At 43.3% G+C, this 21019-nt stretch carries 21 protein-coding genes; 18 read left to right on the top strand and 3 right to left on the bottom strand.

Translation table 11 applies throughout. The features are described 5' to 3' along the window. Positions 1–13: 13 nt before the first annotated feature. On the bottom strand, positions 14–1240 hold the full coding sequence (locus A5870_RS10020; protein WP_077452484.1) for an SPFH domain-containing protein: 1227 nt from the start codon (positions 1238–1240) through the stop codon (positions 14–16). Positions 1241–1522: 282 nt separating this feature from the next. Here A5870_RS10020 and dnaX point away from each other — a divergent pair, with 282 nt between their 5' ends. The 13 genes from dnaX (at position 1523) to A5870_RS09955 (ending at position 11999) form a co-directional block, all read left to right on the top strand. Continuing rightward, complete coding sequence (dnaX, locus tag A5870_RS10015) at positions 1523–3244, top strand: DNA polymerase III subunit gamma/tau (protein WP_086292663.1); 1722 nt, start codon at positions 1523–1525, stop codon at positions 3242–3244. Positions 3245–3264: 20 nt separating this feature from the next. Then, on the top strand, positions 3265–3579 hold the full coding sequence (locus A5870_RS10010) for a YbaB/EbfC family nucleoid-associated protein (protein WP_086292661.1): 315 nt from the start codon (positions 3265–3267) through the stop codon (positions 3577–3579). 14 nt (positions 3580–3593) lie between these two features. Then, positions 3594–4190: a recombination mediator RecR gene (gene recR, locus A5870_RS10005; RefSeq protein WP_005229813.1), complete on the top strand. Its 597-nt coding sequence runs from the start codon at positions 3594–3596 to the stop codon at positions 4188–4190. 21 nt (positions 4191–4211) lie between these two features. Continuing rightward, positions 4212–4859 carry a dTMP kinase gene (gene tmk, locus A5870_RS10000; RefSeq protein WP_005229815.1) on the top strand — a complete coding sequence of 216 codons (648 nt, stop codon included), beginning with the start codon at positions 4212–4214 and terminating at the stop codon, positions 4857–4859. 32 nt (positions 4860–4891) lie between these two features. Continuing rightward, positions 4892–5221: a cyclic-di-AMP receptor gene (locus A5870_RS09995; protein ID WP_005229817.1), complete on the top strand. Its 330-nt coding sequence runs from the start codon at positions 4892–4894 to the stop codon at positions 5219–5221. Positions 5222–5235: 14 nt separating this feature from the next. Next, a complete protein-coding gene (holB, locus tag A5870_RS09990; RefSeq protein ID WP_081118471.1) occupies positions 5236–6168 on the top strand; it encodes a DNA polymerase III subunit delta' in 933 nt (310 codons plus the stop codon). A gap of 29 nt (positions 6169–6197) precedes the next feature. Further along, positions 6198–6998, top strand: coding sequence for a PSP1 domain-containing protein (locus A5870_RS09985; RefSeq protein ID WP_086292659.1), 801 nt, complete (start codon positions 6198–6200; stop codon positions 6996–6998). A 19-nt stretch (positions 6999–7017) separates the two neighbouring features. Then, a complete protein-coding gene (locus A5870_RS09980; protein WP_077452675.1) occupies positions 7018–7365 on the top strand; it encodes a DNA replication initiation control protein YabA in 348 nt (115 codons plus the stop codon). 74 nt (positions 7366–7439) lie between these two features. Continuing rightward, positions 7440–8300 (top strand): 16S rRNA (cytidine(1402)-2'-O)-methyltransferase, encoded by an 861-nt coding sequence (gene rsmI / locus A5870_RS09975; RefSeq protein WP_086292657.1) that lies wholly within the window; start codon positions 7440–7442, stop codon positions 8298–8300. A 172-nt stretch (positions 8301–8472) separates the two neighbouring features. Further along, positions 8473–9690, top strand: coding sequence for an ammonium transporter (locus A5870_RS09970; RefSeq protein WP_086292655.1), 1218 nt, complete (start codon positions 8473–8475; stop codon positions 9688–9690). A gap of 16 nt (positions 9691–9706) precedes the next feature. Further along, a complete protein-coding gene (locus tag A5870_RS09965; RefSeq protein ID WP_086292653.1) occupies positions 9707–10048 on the top strand; it encodes a P-II family nitrogen regulator in 342 nt (113 codons plus the stop codon). 150 nt (positions 10049–10198) lie between these two features. Then, positions 10199–11323, top strand: a complete 1125-nt coding sequence (dinB, locus tag A5870_RS09960; RefSeq protein ID WP_086292651.1) for a DNA polymerase IV — start codon at positions 10199–10201, stop codon at positions 11321–11323. Between the two features lie 19 nt (positions 11324–11342). After that, entirely contained in the window at positions 11343–11999 is a 657-nt protein-coding gene (locus tag A5870_RS09955) for a DNA alkylation repair protein (RefSeq protein ID WP_086292649.1), read from the top strand. 80 nt (positions 12000–12079) lie between these two features. Here A5870_RS09955 and nrdG read toward each other — a convergent pair whose 3' ends face one another. Together nrdG and nrdD are read right to left on the bottom strand one after the other, a co-directional pair. Continuing rightward, a complete protein-coding gene (nrdG, locus tag A5870_RS09950; protein WP_077452476.1) occupies positions 12080–12676 on the bottom strand; it encodes an anaerobic ribonucleoside-triphosphate reductase activating protein in 597 nt (198 codons plus the stop codon). Positions 12677–12759: 83 nt separating this feature from the next. Continuing rightward, on the bottom strand, positions 12760–14955 hold the full coding sequence (gene nrdD, locus A5870_RS09945; RefSeq protein ID WP_077452475.1) for an anaerobic ribonucleoside-triphosphate reductase: 2196 nt from the start codon (positions 14953–14955) through the stop codon (positions 12760–12762). Positions 14956–15241: 286 nt separating this feature from the next. On the opposite strand from nrdD, the gene A5870_RS09935 reads away from it, so the two are divergent. The 5 genes from A5870_RS09935 (at position 15242) to A5870_RS09915 (ending at position 21010) form a co-directional block, all read left to right on the top strand. Further along, positions 15242–16006: an ABC transporter ATP-binding protein gene (locus A5870_RS09935; protein WP_005236606.1), complete on the top strand. Its 765-nt coding sequence runs from the start codon at positions 15242–15244 to the stop codon at positions 16004–16006. Then, entirely contained in the window at positions 15996–18050 is a 2055-nt protein-coding gene (locus tag A5870_RS09930) for an FtsX-like permease family protein (RefSeq protein WP_086292647.1), read from the top strand. Before A5870_RS09935 ends, A5870_RS09930 begins: the two co-directional genes overlap by 11 nt. Positions 18051–18184: 134 nt before the next feature. Then, positions 18185–19267: a M42 family metallopeptidase gene (locus A5870_RS09925; protein WP_077452472.1), complete on the top strand. Its 1083-nt coding sequence runs from the start codon at positions 18185–18187 to the stop codon at positions 19265–19267. A 9-nt stretch (positions 19268–19276) separates the two neighbouring features. Further along, complete coding sequence (locus tag A5870_RS09920; protein WP_242595959.1) at positions 19277–20062, top strand: DUF975 family protein; 786 nt, start codon at positions 19277–19279, stop codon at positions 20060–20062. Between the two features lie 207 nt (positions 20063–20269). Continuing rightward, positions 20270–21010, top strand: a complete 741-nt coding sequence (locus tag A5870_RS09915) for an MBL fold metallo-hydrolase (protein WP_077452470.1) — start codon at positions 20270–20272, stop codon at positions 21008–21010. The last annotated feature ends 9 nt before the right edge of the window (positions 21011–21019 follow it).

Genomic DNA, 21019 nt, shown 5'->3' with positions numbered 1-21019 from the left:
CAATCCTCCTCAATTAGTCTACTGGGACACCTTTGAAAGGTTTGCCGCAATTCGGACAGAATTTTGGAATACCGTTGGCTAAATCGATCACTTCACCACAATCGCTGCATTTCATTTTTAGGCTTGGTCCATCGCTCGTTGGTTTTGGCGTCCCGCAATTGCTGCAGAATTTACCAGTATTAGAGGTGCCGCATTGTGGACAGTCCCAATGATCTGCGTTGGTTTGTGCGGAAGCCTGTTGCTGCATTTGCTGTTGGTTGTTTTGTGACGCTTGGTTCAAATAACCGCCACCAGCGTTCATCCCCATGCCCATGCCAACAAACCCAGTCGTAGCCCCAGCGGCATTGCTACCGGCAGATTCCATACCACGAGCAACCGAACCTTGAACATAGCCTTCACGAATCGAAGGGTCGCCTAACATTGCCCCTTGGTTCCGCATGTTGATCAGTTTTACGGAATCATCCGTATAAGAGATGCTTGCGACAGCAACCGAAACGATTTCCATTCCTCGGAGTTCTCGCCAGCTGTCATCAAGAACCGTTCCCATATATTTGCTTAATTCCATACTCTTAGATGGAACGTAAGAAATTCGTTCGCCATCTGCTGACATTTTGTTGATCGCTGTTTGTAGGGCGGTCAAGAATTCAGCTAAGTACTGCTCATTGATGTCGTTAATATCGACTTGACTTTTGTTTTTGGGGATCGCATTCGTATAGAACAAAATTGGATCGGTAATTCGTAAGGAATAGTTTCCGTGCGCCCGCAAGAAAAGTTCTGCGTTATAAAAGTTGTCAAAATAATTCAAAGGCGATGAAGTACCGAAGCGAATTCCTTTGATTTCTTGTAGATTGATATAAAAAACTTGTTGTTTTTGCGGTGTAACGCCACCAAACTTAAAGCGGTCGAAGGTTTCAGAAATCGCATCTTTCAATGAACCATTCAACATCGAAGGCGCTAATTCGTTTTTCACTGTATAGTAGCCTTCTTCGGCGGTATAATCGATGATTCGCCCGCCATCAACCAATAACATCATCATATTCGGATAGACATGGATCACTGAGCCATCAGTGATGACATCTTCCGTGCCTTTTCTGTTGGCACCGCGTTTGTCATTACGCCGCACTTTGACACCTTTTGTCATTACTGTCGAATCACTCATATTGTCAGGCTCGATCACCTCTAGCCATTGATCTGCTAATCCGCCGCCAATTGTGCTTGTTGCCGCTTTGATAATACCCATTTTCAGTCCTCCTTTAAATTGTTTTCATCACAATAGATGAACATAGATTCATTATACCATAGGAGGAGAGATATACGTTATCAGTCTAAAGTTGGAGAAGAGGAATGGTCTTTTTATTGAAAATAGGGAGGAACAAAAGGATATAGTGAGTGAAAGCGCGCGGAATGGCTCTTCGAATTAAATTTCCATTTCTTTTGAGATTCCACCACGCAAACGGTGGTTTTTTTAGCTGATATTACGTATAATAGAAGGTAGCGAATTTTGAAATGAGTGTGGAAAACTATGGCCTATCAAGCATTATATCGTGTTTGGCGTTCTCAGCGTTTTGATGATGTTGTCGGACAAAAAGCAATTACCCAAACCTTAAAAAATGCAATCGATCAAAACCAGATCTCGCATGCCTATTTGTTTACGGGTCCTCGAGGAACCGGGAAAACAAGTGCAGCGAAAATTTTTGCCAAAGCCATCAATTGTCCAAACCAGGTCAACGGTGAGCCTTGCAATGAGTGCGACATGTGTCGCTCAATCACAGCAGGGACGCAAGAAGACGTGATCGAAATCGATGCGGCAAGCAACAACGGTGTAGAAGAAATTCGCTTTATTCGTGATCGTGCGAACTATGCACCGACCCAAGCTGAATACAAAGTTTATATCATCGATGAAGTGCACATGCTGTCGACAGGGGCCTTCAACGCGTTACTAAAAACATTGGAAGAACCAAGGAAAAATGTTGTCTTTATTTTGGCAACAACAGAGCCCCATAAGATTCCAGCAACGATCATTTCTCGTACCCAACGCTTTGATTTCAAACGGATCAATACGCAAGACATCGTGGGTCATTTGGAAACGGTCCTTACTACTAGTGAGATCAATTACGAAGCAGAAGCTTTACAGATCATTGCGCGAGCCGCAGAAGGCGGGATGCGGGATGCCTTGAGTATTACCGACCAGGCGATCGCTTTTAGTGATGGAACCGTAACGACCCAAGATGCTTTAGAAGTGACGGGCAGCTTGTCCTATGAAATGATGGACCGTCTGATGCAGGCTTGTGGGGAAAAAGAAGTTGCCGATGCGTTAGCGACCTTGCGGGAGTTATTAGCCTCTGGTAAAGAAGCTCGCCGCTTATTGGAAAACTTGTTGGTTTATTGTCGAGACTTGCTGATGTATCAACAAGCGCCGCAGCTGCTATCTGAAAAGTCGCTGCAGTTGACGGAAGCGTTTCAAACACTGGCAAAAAATACCCCGCCAGCAAAGATCTATCACTGGATCACGGTCTTAAACGATACGCAAAATGAAGTACGATTTACCAACAATCCTACGATTTATTTGGAAGTGGCTGTGGTCAAATTAGCCAATGATCCAGAAAGTGCTGCTGTTGCTAGCAATTCAGCTGACAATAGTCAAGAAGTGGCGCAGTTGCGTCAAGCACTGCAAAAGCTTCAAGCAGAAGTACAACGACTGCAAGAGAATCGACCAGCGGGTGCCGTTGCTGAGACCAACGCGCCAGTGAAGAAAACCAAGGCGACCACTACGTTCCGTTTACCAAAGGAACGCGTGTTCCAAGTACTGAAAAGTGCCACGAAGAAAGACTTGGCAAATGTTCGTAATGTCTGGGACGATCTTTTAATGTCTCTTTCCGTGACGCAAAGAGCGATGCTGCACTCCAGTGAAGCAAAAGCTGCCAGCGAATCGGGCGTCGTGATCGCTTTTGACTATGAGATCTTATGCCAACGAGCAAGTAACGACCAAGAGTTTCAATTGATGATCCATAATCAATTGTCCCGTATGATCAAAGACTACGCGCCGCAGGCTGTCTTTATTACAAAAGAAAGTTGGCCGGCGCTAAGACAAGAGTTTTTGGCTGGCGGTCAAGCAACGGAAGAGTCGGAAATTGAAGTAGAGCAAGAGGATACCGAAGTGGTCTCTGTCGAACCAGAAAATGATGACTTAGTAACCAAAGCGCAAGAGTTATTTGGTGAATTAACCAGCATTGAAGAAAATTAATGAAAATGGAGTGATGGATAATGATGCAAGGCATGGGAAATATGCAAGGCATGATGAAACAAATGCAAAAAATGCAAAAAGAAATGATGAAAGAACAAGAAGCGCTGAACAGCAAACAATTTATCGGCGAATCGACAAATGGCTATGTCAAAGCGACCTTTACTGGCGATAAGACGTTACAAGACATTGCTATCAATGAAGCGATCGTTGATGCAGACGACGTGGAAATGCTGCAAGATATGATCATCCTAGCAGTAAACGATGGTTTAAAGAAAATTGAAAAAGAATCGGAACAAACAATGGGCAAATATACACGAAACATTCCGGGTCTATAAAAGGAGAAATGACGGTGCAATATCCTGAACCGATCGCCCGATTGATCGACAGTTACATGAAACTGCCGGGAATCGGCCAAAAAACCGCAACACGTTTGGCGTTTTATACGATTGATATGAAAGAAGAAGTCGTGAATGAGTTTGCCAAATCACTGCTTAGTGTCAAACGAGATTTGCACTTTTGTAGTATCTGTGGAAATATAACGGAAGAAGATCCTTGTGAGATCTGCAGTGATCCCACAAGAGACAAAGAAACGATTTTAGTGGTGGAAGAGCCTAAAGATGTGATGGCGTTAGAAAAAGTCCGCGAGTATCATGGACTTTATCATGTGCTTCACGGTGTGCTATCCCCAATGGAGGGAACCGGACCAGAAGATATCAACATTGCATCGCTAATACAGCGGCTGCACGATGATCAGGTCAAAGAAGTGATAATTGCGACCAATGCGACCACGGAAGGTGAAGCAACGGCGATGTATATGTCGCGTTTGATTAAGCCTGCTGGTATTAAAGTCACGCGTTTGGCTCATGGGTTATCTGTGGGCAGCGATATTGAGTACGCGGATGAAGTGACCTTGCTTAAAGCAGTAGAAGGTCGCCGAGAATTATAATAGATATTGGAGGCAATTAGGGTGAATGGATTGTTTATAACCATCGAAGGACCTGATGGCGCTGGTAAGACCAGTGTGATCGAAGAGTTGTATCCTCGATTACAGCTCGAAGCAACAAGAAAGATCGTCAAGACAAGAGAACCTGGCGGAGTCAAGATTGCTGAAAAGATACGTAAAATTATATTAGATCCTCGAAATGAGGAAATGGATGAGCGGACAGAAGCCTTGCTTTACGCAGCAGCTCGTCGCCAACACTTGATTGAGGTTGTCCTGCCGGCATTGAATGCCGGGCACATCGTGATCTGTGACCGTTTTGTCGACAGTTCGTTGGCTTATCAAGGAGCTGGCCGGCGGATCGGGATTCCTGAAATCGCCCGGATCAACGAGTTTGCGACGGAGGGAACGACCCCTGATTTTACGTTGTACCTAGATGTCGACTCAGATACTGGTTTGCGACGCATTCAGGAAAACCGTGCCCATCAATATGACCGTCTTGATTCGGAAGGATTGGAGTTTCATCAACGCGTCCGTCATGCGTATCTAAAGCTGGCGGAAGAAAATCCTGTACGCATTCATAAGATTGATGCTAGAATGGGGTTACAAGAAGTTGTTGAATCCAGCTATTCAGCAATCGTTGAATCGTATCCTGCTTACTTCAAATCAATCTAAGGTATGCTGGATAACACAAAGGAGATGGTCCCATGAAATTAATTATGGCAATCGTACAAGACAAAGACAGTAATCGTTTGGCAAATGAGTTTATTGATGCCAATATCCGTGCAACAAAATTGTCATCAACAGGTGGGTTTTTAAAGGCTGGTAATAGTACCTTTATCATTGGTATTGAAGATGATCGTGTGCAAGATGCGTTAGAATTGATCAAAAAAACCTGTCAATCAAGAAAGCAGTATGTCTCGACACCGATGTCTCTAGATATATCCTTAGATGGTCAAGTTCCTTATCCAGTCGAAGTCGAAGTTGGTGGCGCCACCGTATTCGTACTGCCAGTTGACGGATTCCATCAATATTAAAAAAGGAGCATTTCATGGAGGAGTTATTTCTACAAGAATATCAGCCTCTTGTTTTTGCCCAACTAAAAAAAAGTATCAAGCATGGGCGCATTGCTCATGCTTATCTTTTTGAAGGGGACAAGGGGACTGGCAAGCATGAGTTAAGTCTATGGCTCGCAAAACGCCTTTTTTGTACCGACGTGCAAGAAGAAGCACCTTGCGGGAAATGCAGTAACTGTGTGCGGATTGCTCAAGGAGAGCATCCGGACGTTATCCAAATAGAACCAGATGGACAGATGATCAAAGTTGATCAGATTCGGCAACTACAAGAAGAATTCTCAAAAAGCGGTTTTGAGAGCCGTTTAAAGATTTTTATTTTGTCTCAAGCAGATAAAATGAACAACAGCGCTGCCAACAGTTTATTAAAGTTTTTGGAAGAACCGGTGGGAAACTTTTTGGCAATCTTAGAAACGGAGAGCCTTGGTCGTATTTTGCCAACCATCCAGTCTCGCTGTCAGATCATTCATTTCTCTCCTTTGTCAAAAGAAAAACTGCAAGAAAAGTTACAAGAAGAGGGACTTTCTAAAGAGACAAGCCGACTTCTAAGCCACTTGACCAATAGTTATCATAAAGCAGTTGAAATCTCGCAAGATGAATGGTTTAATGAAACTAAGGATGCTGTTAAGCGTTGGGTGAATTACCTTTTGAAGAAAGACCCGCAAGCATTTATTTTTGTTCAGAAAAAATTATTGGGTCTAGCAAAAGAAAAAAATCAGCAATCAGAAATCTTTTTGCTCTTGTTATTTTACTTTCAAGAGGAGCGGGATCGATTGTTGGCGCAAGGTTTATGGGGAAAAGAGATCAATCGTGCCATTGAAGCCGCATTGCAAGCACAAAAAAAGCTGCAAGCCAATGTGTCTTTCCAAGGTGTGGCAGAACAATTTTCCGTGAAAATCATCTATGGATAATATGCAGCAGCCGGAAAAGGAGACCAGAGATGATCGAAGTTGTCGGAGTGCGTTACCATGACGTAGGCCAGATTTATTTTTACGCACCGAAAAAACAGACCTATACCATAAATGACCAAGTCATCGTGGAATCACAAGATGCCAAATGTCTTGCTACGGTGGTTACCAAAAGCAGAAAAATGGACGAAAGCGATCTGCCTCAGATAGTCAAACCGATTCTACGTCGGGCGACGAAGAAAGATTTGGAACAAGCGGCAGCCAATCAACAAGCGGCAGATGAAGCCTTAAAAATCGGAAAAGAAAAAATCCGGGCGCACCAGCTGCCGATGAAATTGATTCGAGTAGCCTATACTTTTGAGCGAACAAAGCTGATTTTCTCGTTTACCGCAGAAAGCCGTGTTGATTTTCGTGAATTAGTCAAAGACTTGGCAAGTGAATTTCATACCCGGATCGAACTGCGCCAAATCGGCGTCAGAGATGAAGCCAAAGCACTAGGGGGAGTGGGTCCTTGCGGGCGAAAACTGTGCTGTGCGACGTTTCTAGGAGATTTTATTCCCGTATCCATTAAGATGGCTAAAGATCAAGGACTTTCTTTGAATCCTACGAAAATCTCAGGATTATGCGGTCGCTTGATGTGTTGTCTTAAGTACGAAAGTGAAGAGTATGAGCGGGCAAAAAAAGAATTGCCGGATCGCGGCAAGGAAGTTGAAACGCCAGATGGCAAAGGACGTGTCGTTGGGCTGGATCTGTTAAGCCGGGTGATCAAAGTCCGTTTGCATGATCGGCAAACACCAATCGAATATGATTATGAAGAGCTAGTGACAAAATAAGTAGGTGACCATAATGAGCATGGACAAACGATCAATATATGACGGATTGAATCAGTTAGAATCGGAGTTGCAAAATTCCTTAAATAATCTAGCGGAAATGAAGCAGTCTTTGCAAGAAATCGTCGAAAAAAATACGACATTAGAATTGGAAAATCAACGCTTACGTGAACACATCCGTGAGTTGAACCAAGTGGCAGATGCACCTGCTGAATCGGTCAAGCAGGAACTTTCTAAATCACGGATGAATTTAGAAAAGATTTACGAAGAAGGATTTCATGTTTGTTATGACTTATACGGTTCTCGCAGAGAACATGACGAACCTTGTGCATTTTGTCTAGAAGTGATCTATCGTGAAAGCGGCAAATAACTGACTGACAGTCTAATAGGTTCGTTAGAAAAAAGATCAGTTTCCACTGGTCTTTTTTTCGAAAGGAGCAGTACATGCAAAAGCAGCAAAGTTATAAACAAGACACTGGAAAATTGTATCTTGTTCCGACGCCGATCGGAAACTTGGAAGATATGACGGTCCGGTGTGTCAAAATTTTAAAAGAAGCGGACCTGATCGCAAGTGAAGATACTCGTAATACTCAGAAATTGTTGAATCATTTTGAGATCACAACACCGCAAAAAAGCTTACATGAACACAATTATAAAGAGCGAGTTCCGCAGTTGGTAGAACAGCTGCAGATGGGCAAGACCATTGCCCAATGCAGCGATGCTGGTATGCCCTCCATCAGTGATCCGGGGCATGAATTAGTCAAGGCCTGTCTAGCTGAAGGAATCGCGGTGATTGCGCTTCCAGGACCTACGGCTGGTTTGACCGCGCTGATCGCTTCTGGTTTATCACCGCAACCAAACCTCTTTTATGGCTTTTTACCTCGTAAGAAAAAAGAACAAAAACAAGCCTTGAGTGAATTAGCGACCCAGAAAGCAACGATGATTTTCTATGAATCACCCTATCGAATCGCTGCGACGATTGAAACGATGCGGGAGGTATTTGGTGAACGGCAGGCAGTCATCTGCCGTGAATTGACGAAAATCCACGAAGAATATTTGCGCGGAACTTTTTCAGAACTGACTGACTATCTAGAACAGCAGTCAATCAAAGGAGAATGCTGTCTGTTGGTGGAAGGGTCTTCTGAAATACAAGAAATTGTTTATGAAGGAAGTTACGCAGAACAAGTGGCTGCCTTGATGCAAGAGACCGAATTGTCCTCAAAAGAAGCGATCAAAGAAGTGGCTAAGCGTAATCAAGTAAAGAAACAGCTTGTCTATCAAGCCTATCACCAAATAGAAGAGTAATCATACCGAGACTTCTCTCGGTATTTTTTTGTATCAAACGCCTACTTATGTGACATTATCTAACATATAAAGTCAGCTATTTTCAGAAAATTCATGTTTTTCTCAGAAAAATCTAGATTATTCGAAAATATGGTGTTAGGATAGCTAACATATAGAAAGGGAGGCGTATAAAATGGATACAGGGAATATTGCATTTATTTTAATTTGTAGCGGTATGGTTTTTCTAATGACTCCAGCATTGGCATTTTTTTATGGAGGATTGGAACGACGCAAAAACATCCTCAATACCATGATGATGGTGATTTGTACGATGGGCTTGGCGTCCGTCCTCTGGGTCGCTCTAGGGTATACATTATCCTTTAGCGGGACAGGATCATTTATTGGCAATTTAGACAAAGTCTTTTTCAATCATGTTTCGATGTCAGAAGGAGAGGGAATTCCTGAAGGGTTATTTGCTGCCTTTCAAATGATGTTTGCTTTGATCACAACGGCGATCATCACTGGATCAGTTGTTGGAAGAATGCGGTTCTCTGCTATTTTCCTATTTATTGGCTTCTGGCTGGTTTTCGTGTATTTTCCAATGGCGCATATGGTGTGGGGCGGCGGCTTCTTAGATGCGATCGGCTCGATCGACTTTGCAGGAGGCAATGTCGTTCATATCAGCTCAGGAATCAGTGGGTTAGTCTTAGCGATCGTTGTCGGCAAACGACGAGAATTTCATCAAACGGAATATCGACCTCATAATATTCCATTCGTTGTTCTAGGAGCGGGATTGCTATGGTTCGGTTGGTTTGGCTTTAATGCCGGCTCTGCTCTAGCAGCTGATGGCCTAGCGATCCACGCCTTGATGACCACGAATACGGCAGCAGCCAGTGCGATGCTGTCTTGGATGTTGATTGAAAAAATCGTCGTGGGCAAACCGACGATCGTCGGTGCTTGTACCGGAGCAGTGGTGGGCTTAGTTGCGATTACTCCAGGGGCGGGGTTTGTCTCCCTTTGGTCTTCCTTTATCATTGGCGCTTTAGTCAGTCCATTTTGTTACTTCTTTATTTCTGTCATCAAACATCGATTAGGCTTAGATGATGCATTGGATGCCTTTGGTTGTCATGGGGTAGGCGGAATCTTCGGTGGTTTGATGACCGGGATTTTTGCTGATCCAGCTGTTGGTGGACATTCAGGATTGCTTTATGGCGGTATTGATCTTTTTATCGCACAAGCCGAAAGTATCGTGTTCACGATTTTGTTTGCCGGTATCCTATCCTTTGTCATTATCACCTTGATCAAATGGGTGATACCGATTCGGGTCTCTCAGCAAGAAGAAGCGGTGGGGATGGATCGGATTGAACATGATGAAACGGCCTATCCTACCTTTATGGGGTTAGATTCTTAAGAGTGGAGGAGCAGTCATGAAAAAAGTTGAAGCGATTATTCGCCAAGAAAAATTAGAGGAGCTAAAAGCCGCATTGGATCAATCGGATCTGATCAGCGGGATGACGGTCAGTCAAGTCCTCGGATGTGGCAATCAAAAAGGCCTAAAAGAGTTTATTCGTGGCCAAGAAGTGATCACGACTCTTTTACCAAAAGTAAATGTCCGTTTCGTTTTAGCAGATGAAAAAGTTAACGATGTGATTGAGTTGATTTTATCGATCTGTCGAACAGATGAAGTCGGTGATGGCAAAATATTCGTCTACCCGTTGGAAGAAGCGATTCGGATTCGCACCAATGAACGAGGGGAAGCCGCCTTATAACAGAAATTCTTAGACTATGAACCTTGCAGCAAAAGCAGTAAACGTAGAGGGAAGGACCAATGAAAATTGGTCCTTTTTGCGTGCTTCGCTTGATTCCTTGCTTGATAGGGAACCTCTGTTCGTTTATAATGAGAAGTGAGGTGAGCAACGATGTCGGAACTGCAATTTCCCTTAAAAAATGATACGAGCCGCAAAATTATTCATATTGATATGGATGCTTTTTTTGCTTCGGTGGAAGAACGGGATGATCCTGAGCTGGCCAAGCATCCCCTCGTGATTGCCCGTCACCCAAGTGATACTGGCGGACGAGGAGTGGTCACGACAGCGAATTATTTGGCGCGACAATATGGTATCCATTCGGCAATGAGTGCGCAAAAAGCCTACGAGCTTTGTCCGCAAGCGATTTTTAAACCGGGGAATCATCAAAAGTATCGTGAAGTGTCCCAGCAAGTCAGAGAAATTTTTCACCGATACACCGACATCATCGAACCAGTTTCTATCGATGAAGCGTATCTAGATGTGACAGTTAACAAAATCAATTGTCCTTCCGCGATCAAGATCGCTCGTTTGATTCAACGAGACATTTGGCAAGAGACTCATTTGACCTGTTCGGCGGGTGTCAGTTACAACAAATTCTTGGCAAAACTATCTTCCGATTATCATAAACCACGAGGATTAACGGTGGTGATGCCGGATGAGGCAGTGGCCTTTTTACACCAACTACCCATCGATAAATTTCATGGGATCGGGAAGAAAACTGTCCCCAGGATGCATGAGTTAGGCATTTTTACAGGAGCAGATCTATACGCTTGGAGTGAGATGGCGTTGATCCGCGAATTTGGCAAAATGGGGTATTCCTTGTATCGGAAAGTTAGAGGAATCCATGATTCACCAGTCAGTGTGACCAGAGAACGAAAATCAGTTGGAAAAGAGCATACATACGGCAATCCATTAACTAGTGAAGAACAAGTTTTGAGCCAATTACGGGCTATCGCAGAAGAAGTCGAAAGATCACTGAAGCGCACACAAAAACATGGCAAAACAGTCGTGTTAAAAGTCCGTTACAGTGATTACTCTACGATCACCAAGCGAGTGACCTTGCCAACCTATGTTCATAAAAAAGAACAGCTATTTTCCGAAGCAAGTCTGATCTGGGAAGAAATTTTAGGTTTGGAAAAAGGCATCCGTCTTTTGGGGATCACCGTCACAAATCTTGATCCACTGACCTATGAAAATATCGTACTGCCCTTATGGCAACTATCTGACGAGCAGTAGGTAAAAGAGGAGGAGCAAAATGACACTCTATCAAGTATATGGCACGATGGTGGGGTTGGCTGATCAGGAGCGAAGTGAAAAAATGGCCGCCTGCATGCGGCATCAGTTTGATTTTCTGGGCATTCCTGCGCCGTTGCGCCGCCAGCAAGAAAAAACAGCCTTTAAAGCAGCAAAACAAACGAAAACGGTCGATTGGGATTTTATCGATCATTGTTGGCAAAGTAACTATCGAGAACACCAGTACTTTGGGATTGATTATTTAGTTGCGATGGAGCCCTTTTTAATAACCGTTGATCTAGCAAAAATTGAACAGTTGGTCATAACGAAAGCTTGGTGGGACAGCGTGGACGCACTGAGTGAGGTCGTCAGAAAACTTGTTCGCCGATTGCCAGCGTTAAAGGTTGAGATGCTTCGTTGGAGTCTTGACGATAATCTTTGGCTACGGCGCGTGGCGATTCTCCACCAACTGTTGCAAAAAGAACAGATGGATCAACCATTGCTAGAAGAGATCCTTGTCAACAATTTGGGTAGTTCTGAATTTTTTATCAACAAAGCCATTGGCTGGACCTTGCGAGATTATGCCAAGACAAATCCTCAGTGGGTTCAAGATTTTCTCCTGCGCTATCAAACAAGTCTGGCGCCTTTGACGGTTCGTGAAGCGAGTAAGTACCTTTAAAAAGTAGCTTTACTGGCTGAATATAGCAATAAAAAACACCGTGCAGTATCTTTTTTGAAAGATGCACGGTGTTTTGATCGTTAAATTTGTTTTTTGATTTGTTCGTAGCTTGCTTCCGCATCTTTGCACTTTGCCCAGATAACCGCTTTTCCTTGTTCCTGGGATGCAGCAAGATCAATGATTCGTTGATTGCTGCTGCCACGAAATTGCAAGTTTAGGTTTCGCTTACTGAGTTCAAAGCGGCCGTCCACCAAAATATCGATTTTGGATAAGAGTTCCAGTTTATCAGGTGTTTCCAAAAGCAATTCTTCATAGGTGTAGCCGGACCAGCTCCAAATATCTTTGCTGTGCCCGAACTCAGCACGAACGCGATCAACGACTTTCAGACAGACTGTCGTGTTTAAGAAAGGTTCGCCGCCTAGGAGCGTCAGTCCTTGAACATACTCATGTCGCAGATCTTCAATGATTCGATCCTCTAGTTCTTGCGTAAAAGGTGTCCCATAGCGAAAGTTTTGGACGGCTTTGTTGAAACAGCCTTCACAAGCAAACAGACAGCCGCTCACATACAAACTATTTCGAATGCCTTCACCATCCACAAAGTTGAAGGCTTTGTAATCAGCAATATAATTTTGACTGTACTCGTTTGCTTTCCATTCTTGGGGCTTAGGATTTCTCATAAGAAAACTTCTTTCTATTGTGAATTACAGGGGTTGGTCTTCGATAAAAGGAGTGTAGAGGAAATCTAACACTCCTTTTATGATTATTCTTGCAAATGTTTGACCCGAGCAGAGATTTCTTTGTGACGACCGTTGACCATTGGACGAGCTTGAGGATTTCCAAGATACCCACAGGTTCTTTTGACAACATCACAACTTTTTGGATCGTGATTGCCACATTGTGGACATTCAAAGCCTCGTTCGGTTGGATTAAAGTCTCCTTCATATCCGCACTCGTAACAGTGATCGATAGGGGTATTTGTTCCAAGGTAAGCGACCCGATCATATGCGTAATCCCAAACCGCTTCTAACGCTTTTGGATTTTGCTGCAAGACTGGGTACTCGCAGTAATGAATAAAGCCACCAGAACAGTATTTTGGATAGTCCTTTTCAAAATCAAGTTTCTCAAATGGTGTCGGATTTTTCCGCACATCATAGTGGAAGCTGTTCGTATAATATTCTTTGTCGGTAATGTTTTCAACTTCACCGAATTTTTCGGTATCTAAGCGACAGAAACGATCAGTCAGGCTTTCACTTGGCGTCGAGTACACGCTGAAATGATAACCGTATTCATCGCCCCAGGCATCCGCATGAGCTTTCAATTCTTTCACGATCGCCATCGTAAAGGCTTTTGCTTCTGGGTCTTGTTCCCAAGTTCCGCCATAAAAAGCAGAAGCAGCTTCGTATAAACCAATGTAGCCAAGTGAAACAGTGGCCCGTTTATTTTTGAATAATTCGTTGACATTGTCTTTGCGATCCAAACGTTCACCGAAAGCCCCATACATATAAAGGATCGGCGCATTGGCGGGACTCGCTTCTTTACAGCGTTCTACGCGATAGACAAGGGCATCTTTAACGATTTGCAGACGGTCCTCCAGCAGCGACCAGAATTTTTCTTGATCGCCATTTGCTTCTAAGGCGATTCGTGGAATATTCAATGTCACGACACCTAGATTCATCCGACCGACATTGATTTCTTCACCACGTTCGTTTTTCCAGCCTTGCAAGAAAGAACGACAGCCCATCGGCACTTTAAAGCTACCGGTCAATTCAACCAATTTATCATAATTCAAAATATCCGGGTACATCCGTTTAGTGGCACATTCTAATGCCAGTTCTTTGATATCGTAATTTGGATCGGTAGGGGCCAAGTTGACCCCGCGGCGAATACTAAAAATCAATTTTGGGAAAATAGCGGTGCGCTTTTCACTGCCTAACCCGTTGATGCGAATTTGGAGAATCGCTCGTTGAATTTCCCGTTCGAACCAGTTGGTTCCTAAACCAAAGCCAAGGGAAGTAAACGGCGTTTGTCCGTTCGAGGTGAATAACGTATTGATTTCGTATTCTAGACTTTGCATTGCATCATAGATATCTTTGCGCGTTTTGCTCTTCGCGTACGCTTCCCGACGTTCGGGTGTCTCGATCCATTCTTCGGCATCTTTTAGATGCTTTTGATAATTCAACTCAGCAAAAGGAGCCAATAATTCATCTGTTCGATCAGCAGAACAGCCGCCGTATTGACTCGATGCTACGTTTGCAATGATTTGGGAGATTTGAGCGGTGGCCGTTTGGATCGATTTTGGCGACTCCACTTCGGCGTTCCCAATTTTAAACCCATTATTTAGCATGCCTTTAAAATCGATCAGGCAGCAGTTGGTCATTGGTGTGTAAGGATGATAATCCAAGTCATGGTAATGAATGTCGCCTTTTTGATGGGCATTTGCCACGTGAGGAGGCAGCATTTTCAAACCGATCGATTTTCCTACGATCCCGGCGGTCAAATCACGTTGTGTGTTGAACACATTGCTATCTTTATTGGCATTTTCATTGACGACCGATTGATCTTTATTCATCAATTTGTTGATCGTAAAGTTGATGTCTGTTGCTTTGCTGCGCTCGAAATCACGATGGGTCCGATAGTTGATATATTCTTCAGCCAAGGCATACTCGTTTTTTGCTAACAAGATATGCTCGACGATATTTTGAATCTCATAGATTTTTACATTTGTACGAAAACGTTCCGCGATCTCGTGATCGACACTGTCAACGATCTCGGTGATTTTTTCGTGGTCGATGGGAGAAAGCTCGCCGTTGACTTTTCTTAGGGCTTTCACTAACGCATCGTAAATTTTTTGATCATCAAAATCGACAAGCCGTCCATCACGTTTTACGATTTTTAACTGACGCAAAGCGGACTGTCTTTCCAACCCTTGCTCAGGATTTCTCTTAATGTTCATCATTTCTACCACTCCTTATCTTCCTCAATATAATAAAACATATTATAGAAATGAGCAACTATATATAGTGGTGAATAAGGGATAGTAAATTGGATATACACAATATATGGTGTATATTCATTGGGGTGTTTTCTGAGAAAACTGATAAGATTAAGGATTTGGTTGTTCCATGTTTCACATAATGAATAAAAAACTTTTTTAAATTTATTTTTTCTCTGTTTTTAAGCAGAACGATTCAATGAAAAGTATGCTACCATAAGGAGAGAATTTTTTTTAAGGAGGGTTCTATGTGAAAAATATGATTGATGTGAAGCATCTGACCAAAAGTTACGGCACTCGATTCAATCAAACCAAAGTATTAGATAACCTTTCTTTTGCAGTGGATCAAGGAGAATTTGTTGGGGTTATGGGACCAAGCGGTGCTGGGAAAACGACCTTGATGAATCTGTTGTCTTCCATCATGCGACCTAGCTTAGGCTCGATCTATATCGATGGCAAAGACATTACCCGAATGTCGGAAAAAGCCCTCAGCGATTTTCGGCGTCAGCAGATTGGCTTCATCTTTCAAGATTTTAATCTTTTAGAGACATTGACAGCCAGAGACAATATCTTGCTTCCGTTAGCCATTGATCGCTTGCCCGTGAAGGAAACCCAAGTACGTATCGAGGAGACGGCCAATTTGTTAGGGATCGAACACTTATTGGATCGTTACCCAGAAGAATTGTCTGTAGGGCAAAAACAAAGGGTTGCTGCTGCTCGCGCAATCATCAGTCGTCCGGCGGTCCTTTTTGCTGATGAACCCACCGGAGCGCTTGATTCAAAAGCGGCGACAGAATTGTTACGGTATTTGGCACAAATCAATCAACAAGAGAAAACAACGATCTTGATGGTCACGCATGATCCTTTCACCGCCAGCTACTGCAATCGCATTTTATTCATCCGCGATGGCGTCTTCTTTGCAGAAGTTGTCAAAAAAGGCAGTCGTCAGGAATTTTTCGAAAAAATCATCGATATGCAGGCAACGATTGGAGGCGGTCCGCGCCATGTTGTTTAAAATCGGCTGGCGGAGTTTTTTGCGGCAGTTTCGCAATTATATGGTGTATTTTATCTGTATGATGACTGCCGTGATGATTTTCTATTCATTTAATGCTTTGATGAACGATCGTCTCTTGAATCAAAGAGTTCAGCAAGATATTCGGATCGAAGGGGTATTAGGATTCGGCAGCAGTGTGGTAGCATTTGTTGTCTTGTTTTTTATGCTGAGTGCCAATCATTTTTTTCTTAGCCAGCGACAAAAGGAAATCAGTGTCTATCAGCTTTTGGGGTTACGACAAGGTCGTCTTGCTTGGTTGCTGCTGCGGGAAACGTTTCTACTGAATTTTTTCTCTTTAGTAACCGGTATTTTTATGGGAATTATTTTTTCGAAATTCTTTTCAATGATTTTGATTCGGGCAATGGGCCTGAATTTAACCAGTCATTTCTTTAATTCCCCACAATCGATTTTTTCGACGGTCTTTGTTTTTATCGCGGCGATGATCATTTTGAGTATTCAAGTGATCCTTTTTGTTTGGCGTACCCCAATGAGTGAATTGATCAAGACCGAATACCGCTTACCGATCAAAAAAATGAAAATGACTCCGTTTCGTTCCTTAATGGGGGTTCTAGGTCTGATTCTACTTGGAGTAGGGTACTATCTGTCATTAACCCTGCGGGAAACATGGACCAACTATATCACGTATACGCAAGACTTTTCAGCGATTCTATGGATCCCATTACTGATTCTATTTTGCTGTGTAACGGCAACCTATCTCTTTTTTGATTGTACGTTGCCGGCACTGTTGTATTTTTTGAGCAAACCCAAAAAACACCTCATTAAAGGGGCAAAATTGATTGCTTACAATAACGTGCGTGCATACTTGCAAAGGACGTGGAAAAGCTATGCCCTTTTGACGATCATTACCGCGATCGCGATCTCACTGATTGGGGGAACAATGGGGGTCATCTCATTAAATTACCAAGCAACAAACCGTATCTACCCAACCTCTTTTCAAGTGTCAGGAGAGCAGGCGGGGACCTTGCGTACCCTTTTAGAAAAGTCGGGTATGCCAATTACAGCGGAGCAAACGATTCCTTACAAAATGACCAATATGACGGTGCAGACTCGCTACCTAGGAGAGTTGCAAGATGAAAGTGTAGAAAATATGATGGTGAATCTGGTGGCACTTTCTGATTATCAGCGTCTACGAAAACTAGTTCCAAATGCTCCTGAAATTCGACTGAGTACAGACAAGCAAGCGGTACTTTTTGATAGTCAGTACGACGTGACTCGTTCATTTATCACGTATCGGGATGAAGTCAAAGTTGGCAGTCAACATGAGTTTAAACTTATTCAAGCACAGCAGGACTACTTTGGAGATTATGCCTTGCGCTATTCTTTGCCAAATGTCCTTGTCATTCAAGATGATGCGTACCAACAAATCGAGGGATTCACCTATAGCATTGCTTATTTGCAAACCGAAAAGGTGCAAACAGACGCGCTGACACAGTTGTTGGATGAAGAATTGCCGATCGAGTGGGCGCATCCTTTGACCTATGAATTTAGCGACGATCAAAAAAACGTACGCTTTTATCCAGAGACCGCACGGGATTCAAGCAATGATAGTGGTCAGACGACCGCTTATCGGCTAACGTTAGCCAATCGCTTTACAACAATGCGGGGGGTGCGGCGACAAGCAGGAATCATTTTGTTCGTATCGCTGTTTGTTGGGGTGATCGTTTTGATCACCACGTCTAGTAGTTTGATCGTTCGACAATTTTCTAACACGGAGCGAGAAAAGCACAATTACCGACTATTGACAAAATTAGGCTACACCCGTAACGAAGTGCGCAAGTTGGTGTACTGGCAAAACATTTGGATTTTTATGCCCGGCACCTTATTAGCGATTTTGCATGCGGTATTTGCTATCAATACCTTCACACAGATCATCGACAGTCCCGGGTATTGGGTCGCTCATTTGTTTGCAGGAGTAGCAGCAGTTGTCTATCTATTTGCCTATTTGATTACCGTTAAGCTGTGTCTGCGGATTATTGAAACTTGATCTCTTTATACGATAAAACGATTCTAGGAAACTAGGATCGTTTTTTTCGTTTAACCAATCTTTTTGTATTTCCCTCTGGCACCAGATTAAGAGAATGGTATAATCATAATCAATGAGACAAAGGAGGAAGCAAGATGGAGAAAAAAGAAGAACAGCTTTTAATAGACCTAACGACTGCGCGTGGGGTTCCTGGGAATGAGGAGGAAGTGCGTGAAGTCTTTAAAGAATATGCCAAAGACTTTGCTGAAGATATCTTTTTTGATGGGTTAGGAAGTGTCATTGCGAAACATGTTGGTGATGGCGGCGGTCCGAAAATTTTTATTTCGGGACATATGGATGAAGTCGGCTTTATGGTAACGAAAATTACGGAAAAAGGCTTTATTGAATTTCAAACCCTTGGTGGCTGGTGGGGGCAAGTGATGCTGGCACAGCAAGTCGAGATCAAAACCAATGATGGCAAATTGATCCACGGTGTCGTCGGCTCAAAACCACCCCATGTCTTGAGTCCAGAGACTCGAAACAAACCTTACGATATCAAAGATATGTTCATCGATATCGGCGCTTCAAGTGAAGAAGAAGCCAAAGGCTGGGGGATCCGTCCTGGAGATATGATCACCCCCTATATCCAATACAAACGGATGAACGACAGCAAATTTTTGCTAGCCAAAGCATGGGACAATCGAATTGGTACGGCGGTATCACTACGGGTATTAGAAACCTTGGCAGCCGAAGGACATCCAAACTGCTTGTTTGCCGGCAGCGACGTGATGGAAGAAGTTGGCCTAAGAGGGGCACGAACAAGCACTCACTTAGTGAATCCTGATATCGCTATCGCCCTAGATACTGGTACCGCTGGGGACACACCTGGAATGACACCAAAAGAAGCGGATTCTGTGTTAGGCAAAGGCCCACAAGTCTTGATTTTCGATGCTTCCATGATTCCTCACAAGAAATTATTGAATTTTGTGATCGATGTCGCCGAAGAGATGGAAATTCCTTTCCAATATACCGTGATCACTGGTGGGGGAACCGATGCTGGTCAAATGCATTTGACTCGTGATGGGGTTCCGTCGATCGCTATTACTGTGCCAGTTCGTTACCTGCATTCTCATACTTCTGTCATTCATGAGGATGACTACTTCAATACAGTCAAGCTTGTAACGGAAGTGGTTCGCCGCTTAGACGATAAGACCGTTAAAGCATTGCGTAGTTATTAAGGTGAGTCTATGAGATCAAATACAATGATTCGAGAGACGGCTAAAAACTCCTTGCGCGGATTCTGGGGAACGTTCGTCTTAAGTATTTTAGCGACGGTTGCCGTACAAGCGGTCGTCAATTCACTGTTCAGTAGTTTAGGCTCTTCCGTAGGGACAAACAACGCAGGAAATTGGCTTGATTTTATTTTGGACAATTTTGTCTTCTTTACTTTTTCAGTAGCATTGAGTATTATGGCACTCTATCTGGTTCGTGGTAAAGGGATCAAAGTGGCGGATATTTTTCTCGTATTTGATAAACGATTCTATGTGCCGTTTTTGCTGTTAAATTTGGTGAGTACCTTCTTAAACTATCTTTTAAGTTTTGCGATTTTCTTGCCGCAATTTGTCTTATCAGGCCTTAATCAATATTTGGGCTTGGTATTCAATTTTAATCGGGGAATTTCTATTGATGTATCGATGTTTAACGGTTCGATCGCTTTTGTGGTTGGGACGATTCTCTCCATCATCTTGTTCTTCTTTTTGTCGCAAGTCGTTACTGGTGTGATCCAATTAGCAATCTATCTACGCTATGATCAGCCGGAATTAGGGGTTCTTCAGTCTATCAAAGTAGCCTTTGCTCTCTTGCGACCACATCTGGGCCAATACATTTGGCTGCAATTATCATTGATTGGCTGGTTTATTCTGGGTTTCTTGGCGCTTATGATTGGGATGTTGTGGGCAAACGCCTATGCGTATGCGGTGAACGCAGCATTCTATGAAGAATTGATCAATGAACAACGAGCGCTGATCAGATAAGCAAAAAAAAGACGACGTACCATTGGAATGGTTCCTTAAGGATAGAGTAGAACACTCATTCAAAGGATTCATCAATAGACGTCGTTTTTTTCTCATTTTCTTGATCCTTTTCGCAAAAAAAATGGTCAGATTTTAGTCAAATCAGCAGAGATGTGATAGCATTAAAGAAGTAGAAAATCAGCTTGAGCCAAAGAGGAGGAAACACAAGTGAAAATAACTGTCTTAGGTTGTTTAGGTGCCTATCCGTATAACGGTGAAGGGACTACTGGCTATTTAGTTGAGTCAGAAGGCTTTCATTTGCTGCTTGATGCGGGAAGTACCACCTTGGTCCAACTAGAAAAAATCCTTGATCCCTTAGACTTAGATGCAGTGATTTTGACGCATTACCATCACGATCATATTGCGGATTTAGGGGTATTGCAATACTATTGGCAATTATATCCTGGAAGCGAAGAACGTCAGGTTTTGCCGATCTATGGCCATGGGGAGGATACGGTTCATTTTGAAAGCTTGACGATGCCCGGAGTGACTCAAGGAATTGATTACCTCCAAACGGAATCATTGGAATTAGGCCCGTTCACCATTACCTTTATGAAGACGATCCATCCAGTCACTTGCTATGCCATGCGATTTGTTGAGAAAAACACCGGCAAGGTCTTTGTTTTTACTGGAGACTCTGGCTATTTAGAATCTTTTGTTCCGTTTGCTGAAGGGGCTGACCTGTTTTTGGCAGATACCTATCTTTTTGCGGGCAATGAGCGGCACAAGGCTCATTTTACTTCGCAAGAAGCAGGGGAGATTGCCCATGCAGCGCAGGTGAAAAAATTAATGTTGACGCATTTGCCGCAACATGGTGACTTAGAACAGTTACGAGAAGAGGCTGCACTAGCTGCTAATGGGATCCCTGTTGAGTTGGCGGCTGTTCAAAAAATAGTAGAAATCATCTAATTAGGAGGA

It is taken from the genome of Enterococcus sp. 2G9_DIV0600 (assembly GCF_002140615.1).
Taxonomy (GTDB): Bacteria; Bacillota; Bacilli; order Lactobacillales; family Enterococcaceae; genus Enterococcus_D; species Enterococcus_D innesii.
This window is presented reverse-complemented; position numbering and strand designations above follow the sequence as displayed.

Bases quoted from the DNA above. Each gene is read 5' to 3' on its own strand.
- A5870_RS10020 (WP_077452484.1), bottom strand. From the start codon at position 1,240: ATGGGTATTATCAAAGCGGCAACAAGCACAATTGGCGGCGGATTAGCA.
- dnaX (WP_086292663.1), top strand. From the start codon at position 1,523: ATGGCCTATCAAGCATTATATCGTGTTTGGCGTTCTCAGCGTTTTGAT.
- A5870_RS10010 (WP_086292661.1), top strand. From the start codon at position 3,265: ATGATGCAAGGCATGGGAAATATGCAAGGCATGATGAAACAAATGCAA.
- A5870_RS09995 (WP_005229817.1), top strand. From the start codon at position 4,892: ATGAAATTAATTATGGCAATCGTACAAGACAAAGACAGTAATCGTTTG.
- holB (WP_081118471.1), top strand. From the start codon at position 5,236: ATGGAGGAGTTATTTCTACAAGAATATCAGCCTCTTGTTTTTGCCCAA.
- A5870_RS09985 (WP_086292659.1), top strand. From the start codon at position 6,198: ATGATCGAAGTTGTCGGAGTGCGTTACCATGACGTAGGCCAGATTTAT.
- A5870_RS09980 (WP_077452675.1), top strand. From the start codon at position 7,018: ATGGACAAACGATCAATATATGACGGATTGAATCAGTTAGAATCGGAG.
- rsmI (WP_086292657.1), top strand. From the start codon at position 7,440: ATGCAAAAGCAGCAAAGTTATAAACAAGACACTGGAAAATTGTATCTT.
- A5870_RS09970 (WP_086292655.1), top strand. From the start codon at position 8,473: ATGGATACAGGGAATATTGCATTTATTTTAATTTGTAGCGGTATGGTT.
- A5870_RS09965 (WP_086292653.1), top strand. From the start codon at position 9,707: ATGAAAAAAGTTGAAGCGATTATTCGCCAAGAAAAATTAGAGGAGCTA.
- dinB (WP_086292651.1), top strand. From the start codon at position 10,199: ATGTCGGAACTGCAATTTCCCTTAAAAAATGATACGAGCCGCAAAATT.
- A5870_RS09955 (WP_086292649.1), top strand. From the start codon at position 11,343: ATGACACTCTATCAAGTATATGGCACGATGGTGGGGTTGGCTGATCAG.
- nrdG (WP_077452476.1), bottom strand. From the start codon at position 12,676: ATGAGAAATCCTAAGCCCCAAGAATGGAAAGCAAACGAGTACAGTCAA.
- nrdD (WP_077452475.1), bottom strand. From the start codon at position 14,955: ATGATGAACATTAAGAGAAATCCTGAGCAAGGGTTGGAAAGACAGTCC.
- A5870_RS09930 (WP_086292647.1), top strand. From the start codon at position 15,996: ATGTTGTTTAAAATCGGCTGGCGGAGTTTTTTGCGGCAGTTTCGCAAT.
- A5870_RS09925 (WP_077452472.1), top strand. From the start codon at position 18,185: ATGGAGAAAAAAGAAGAACAGCTTTTAATAGACCTAACGACTGCGCGT.
- A5870_RS09920 (WP_242595959.1), top strand. From the start codon at position 19,277: ATGAGATCAAATACAATGATTCGAGAGACGGCTAAAAACTCCTTGCGC.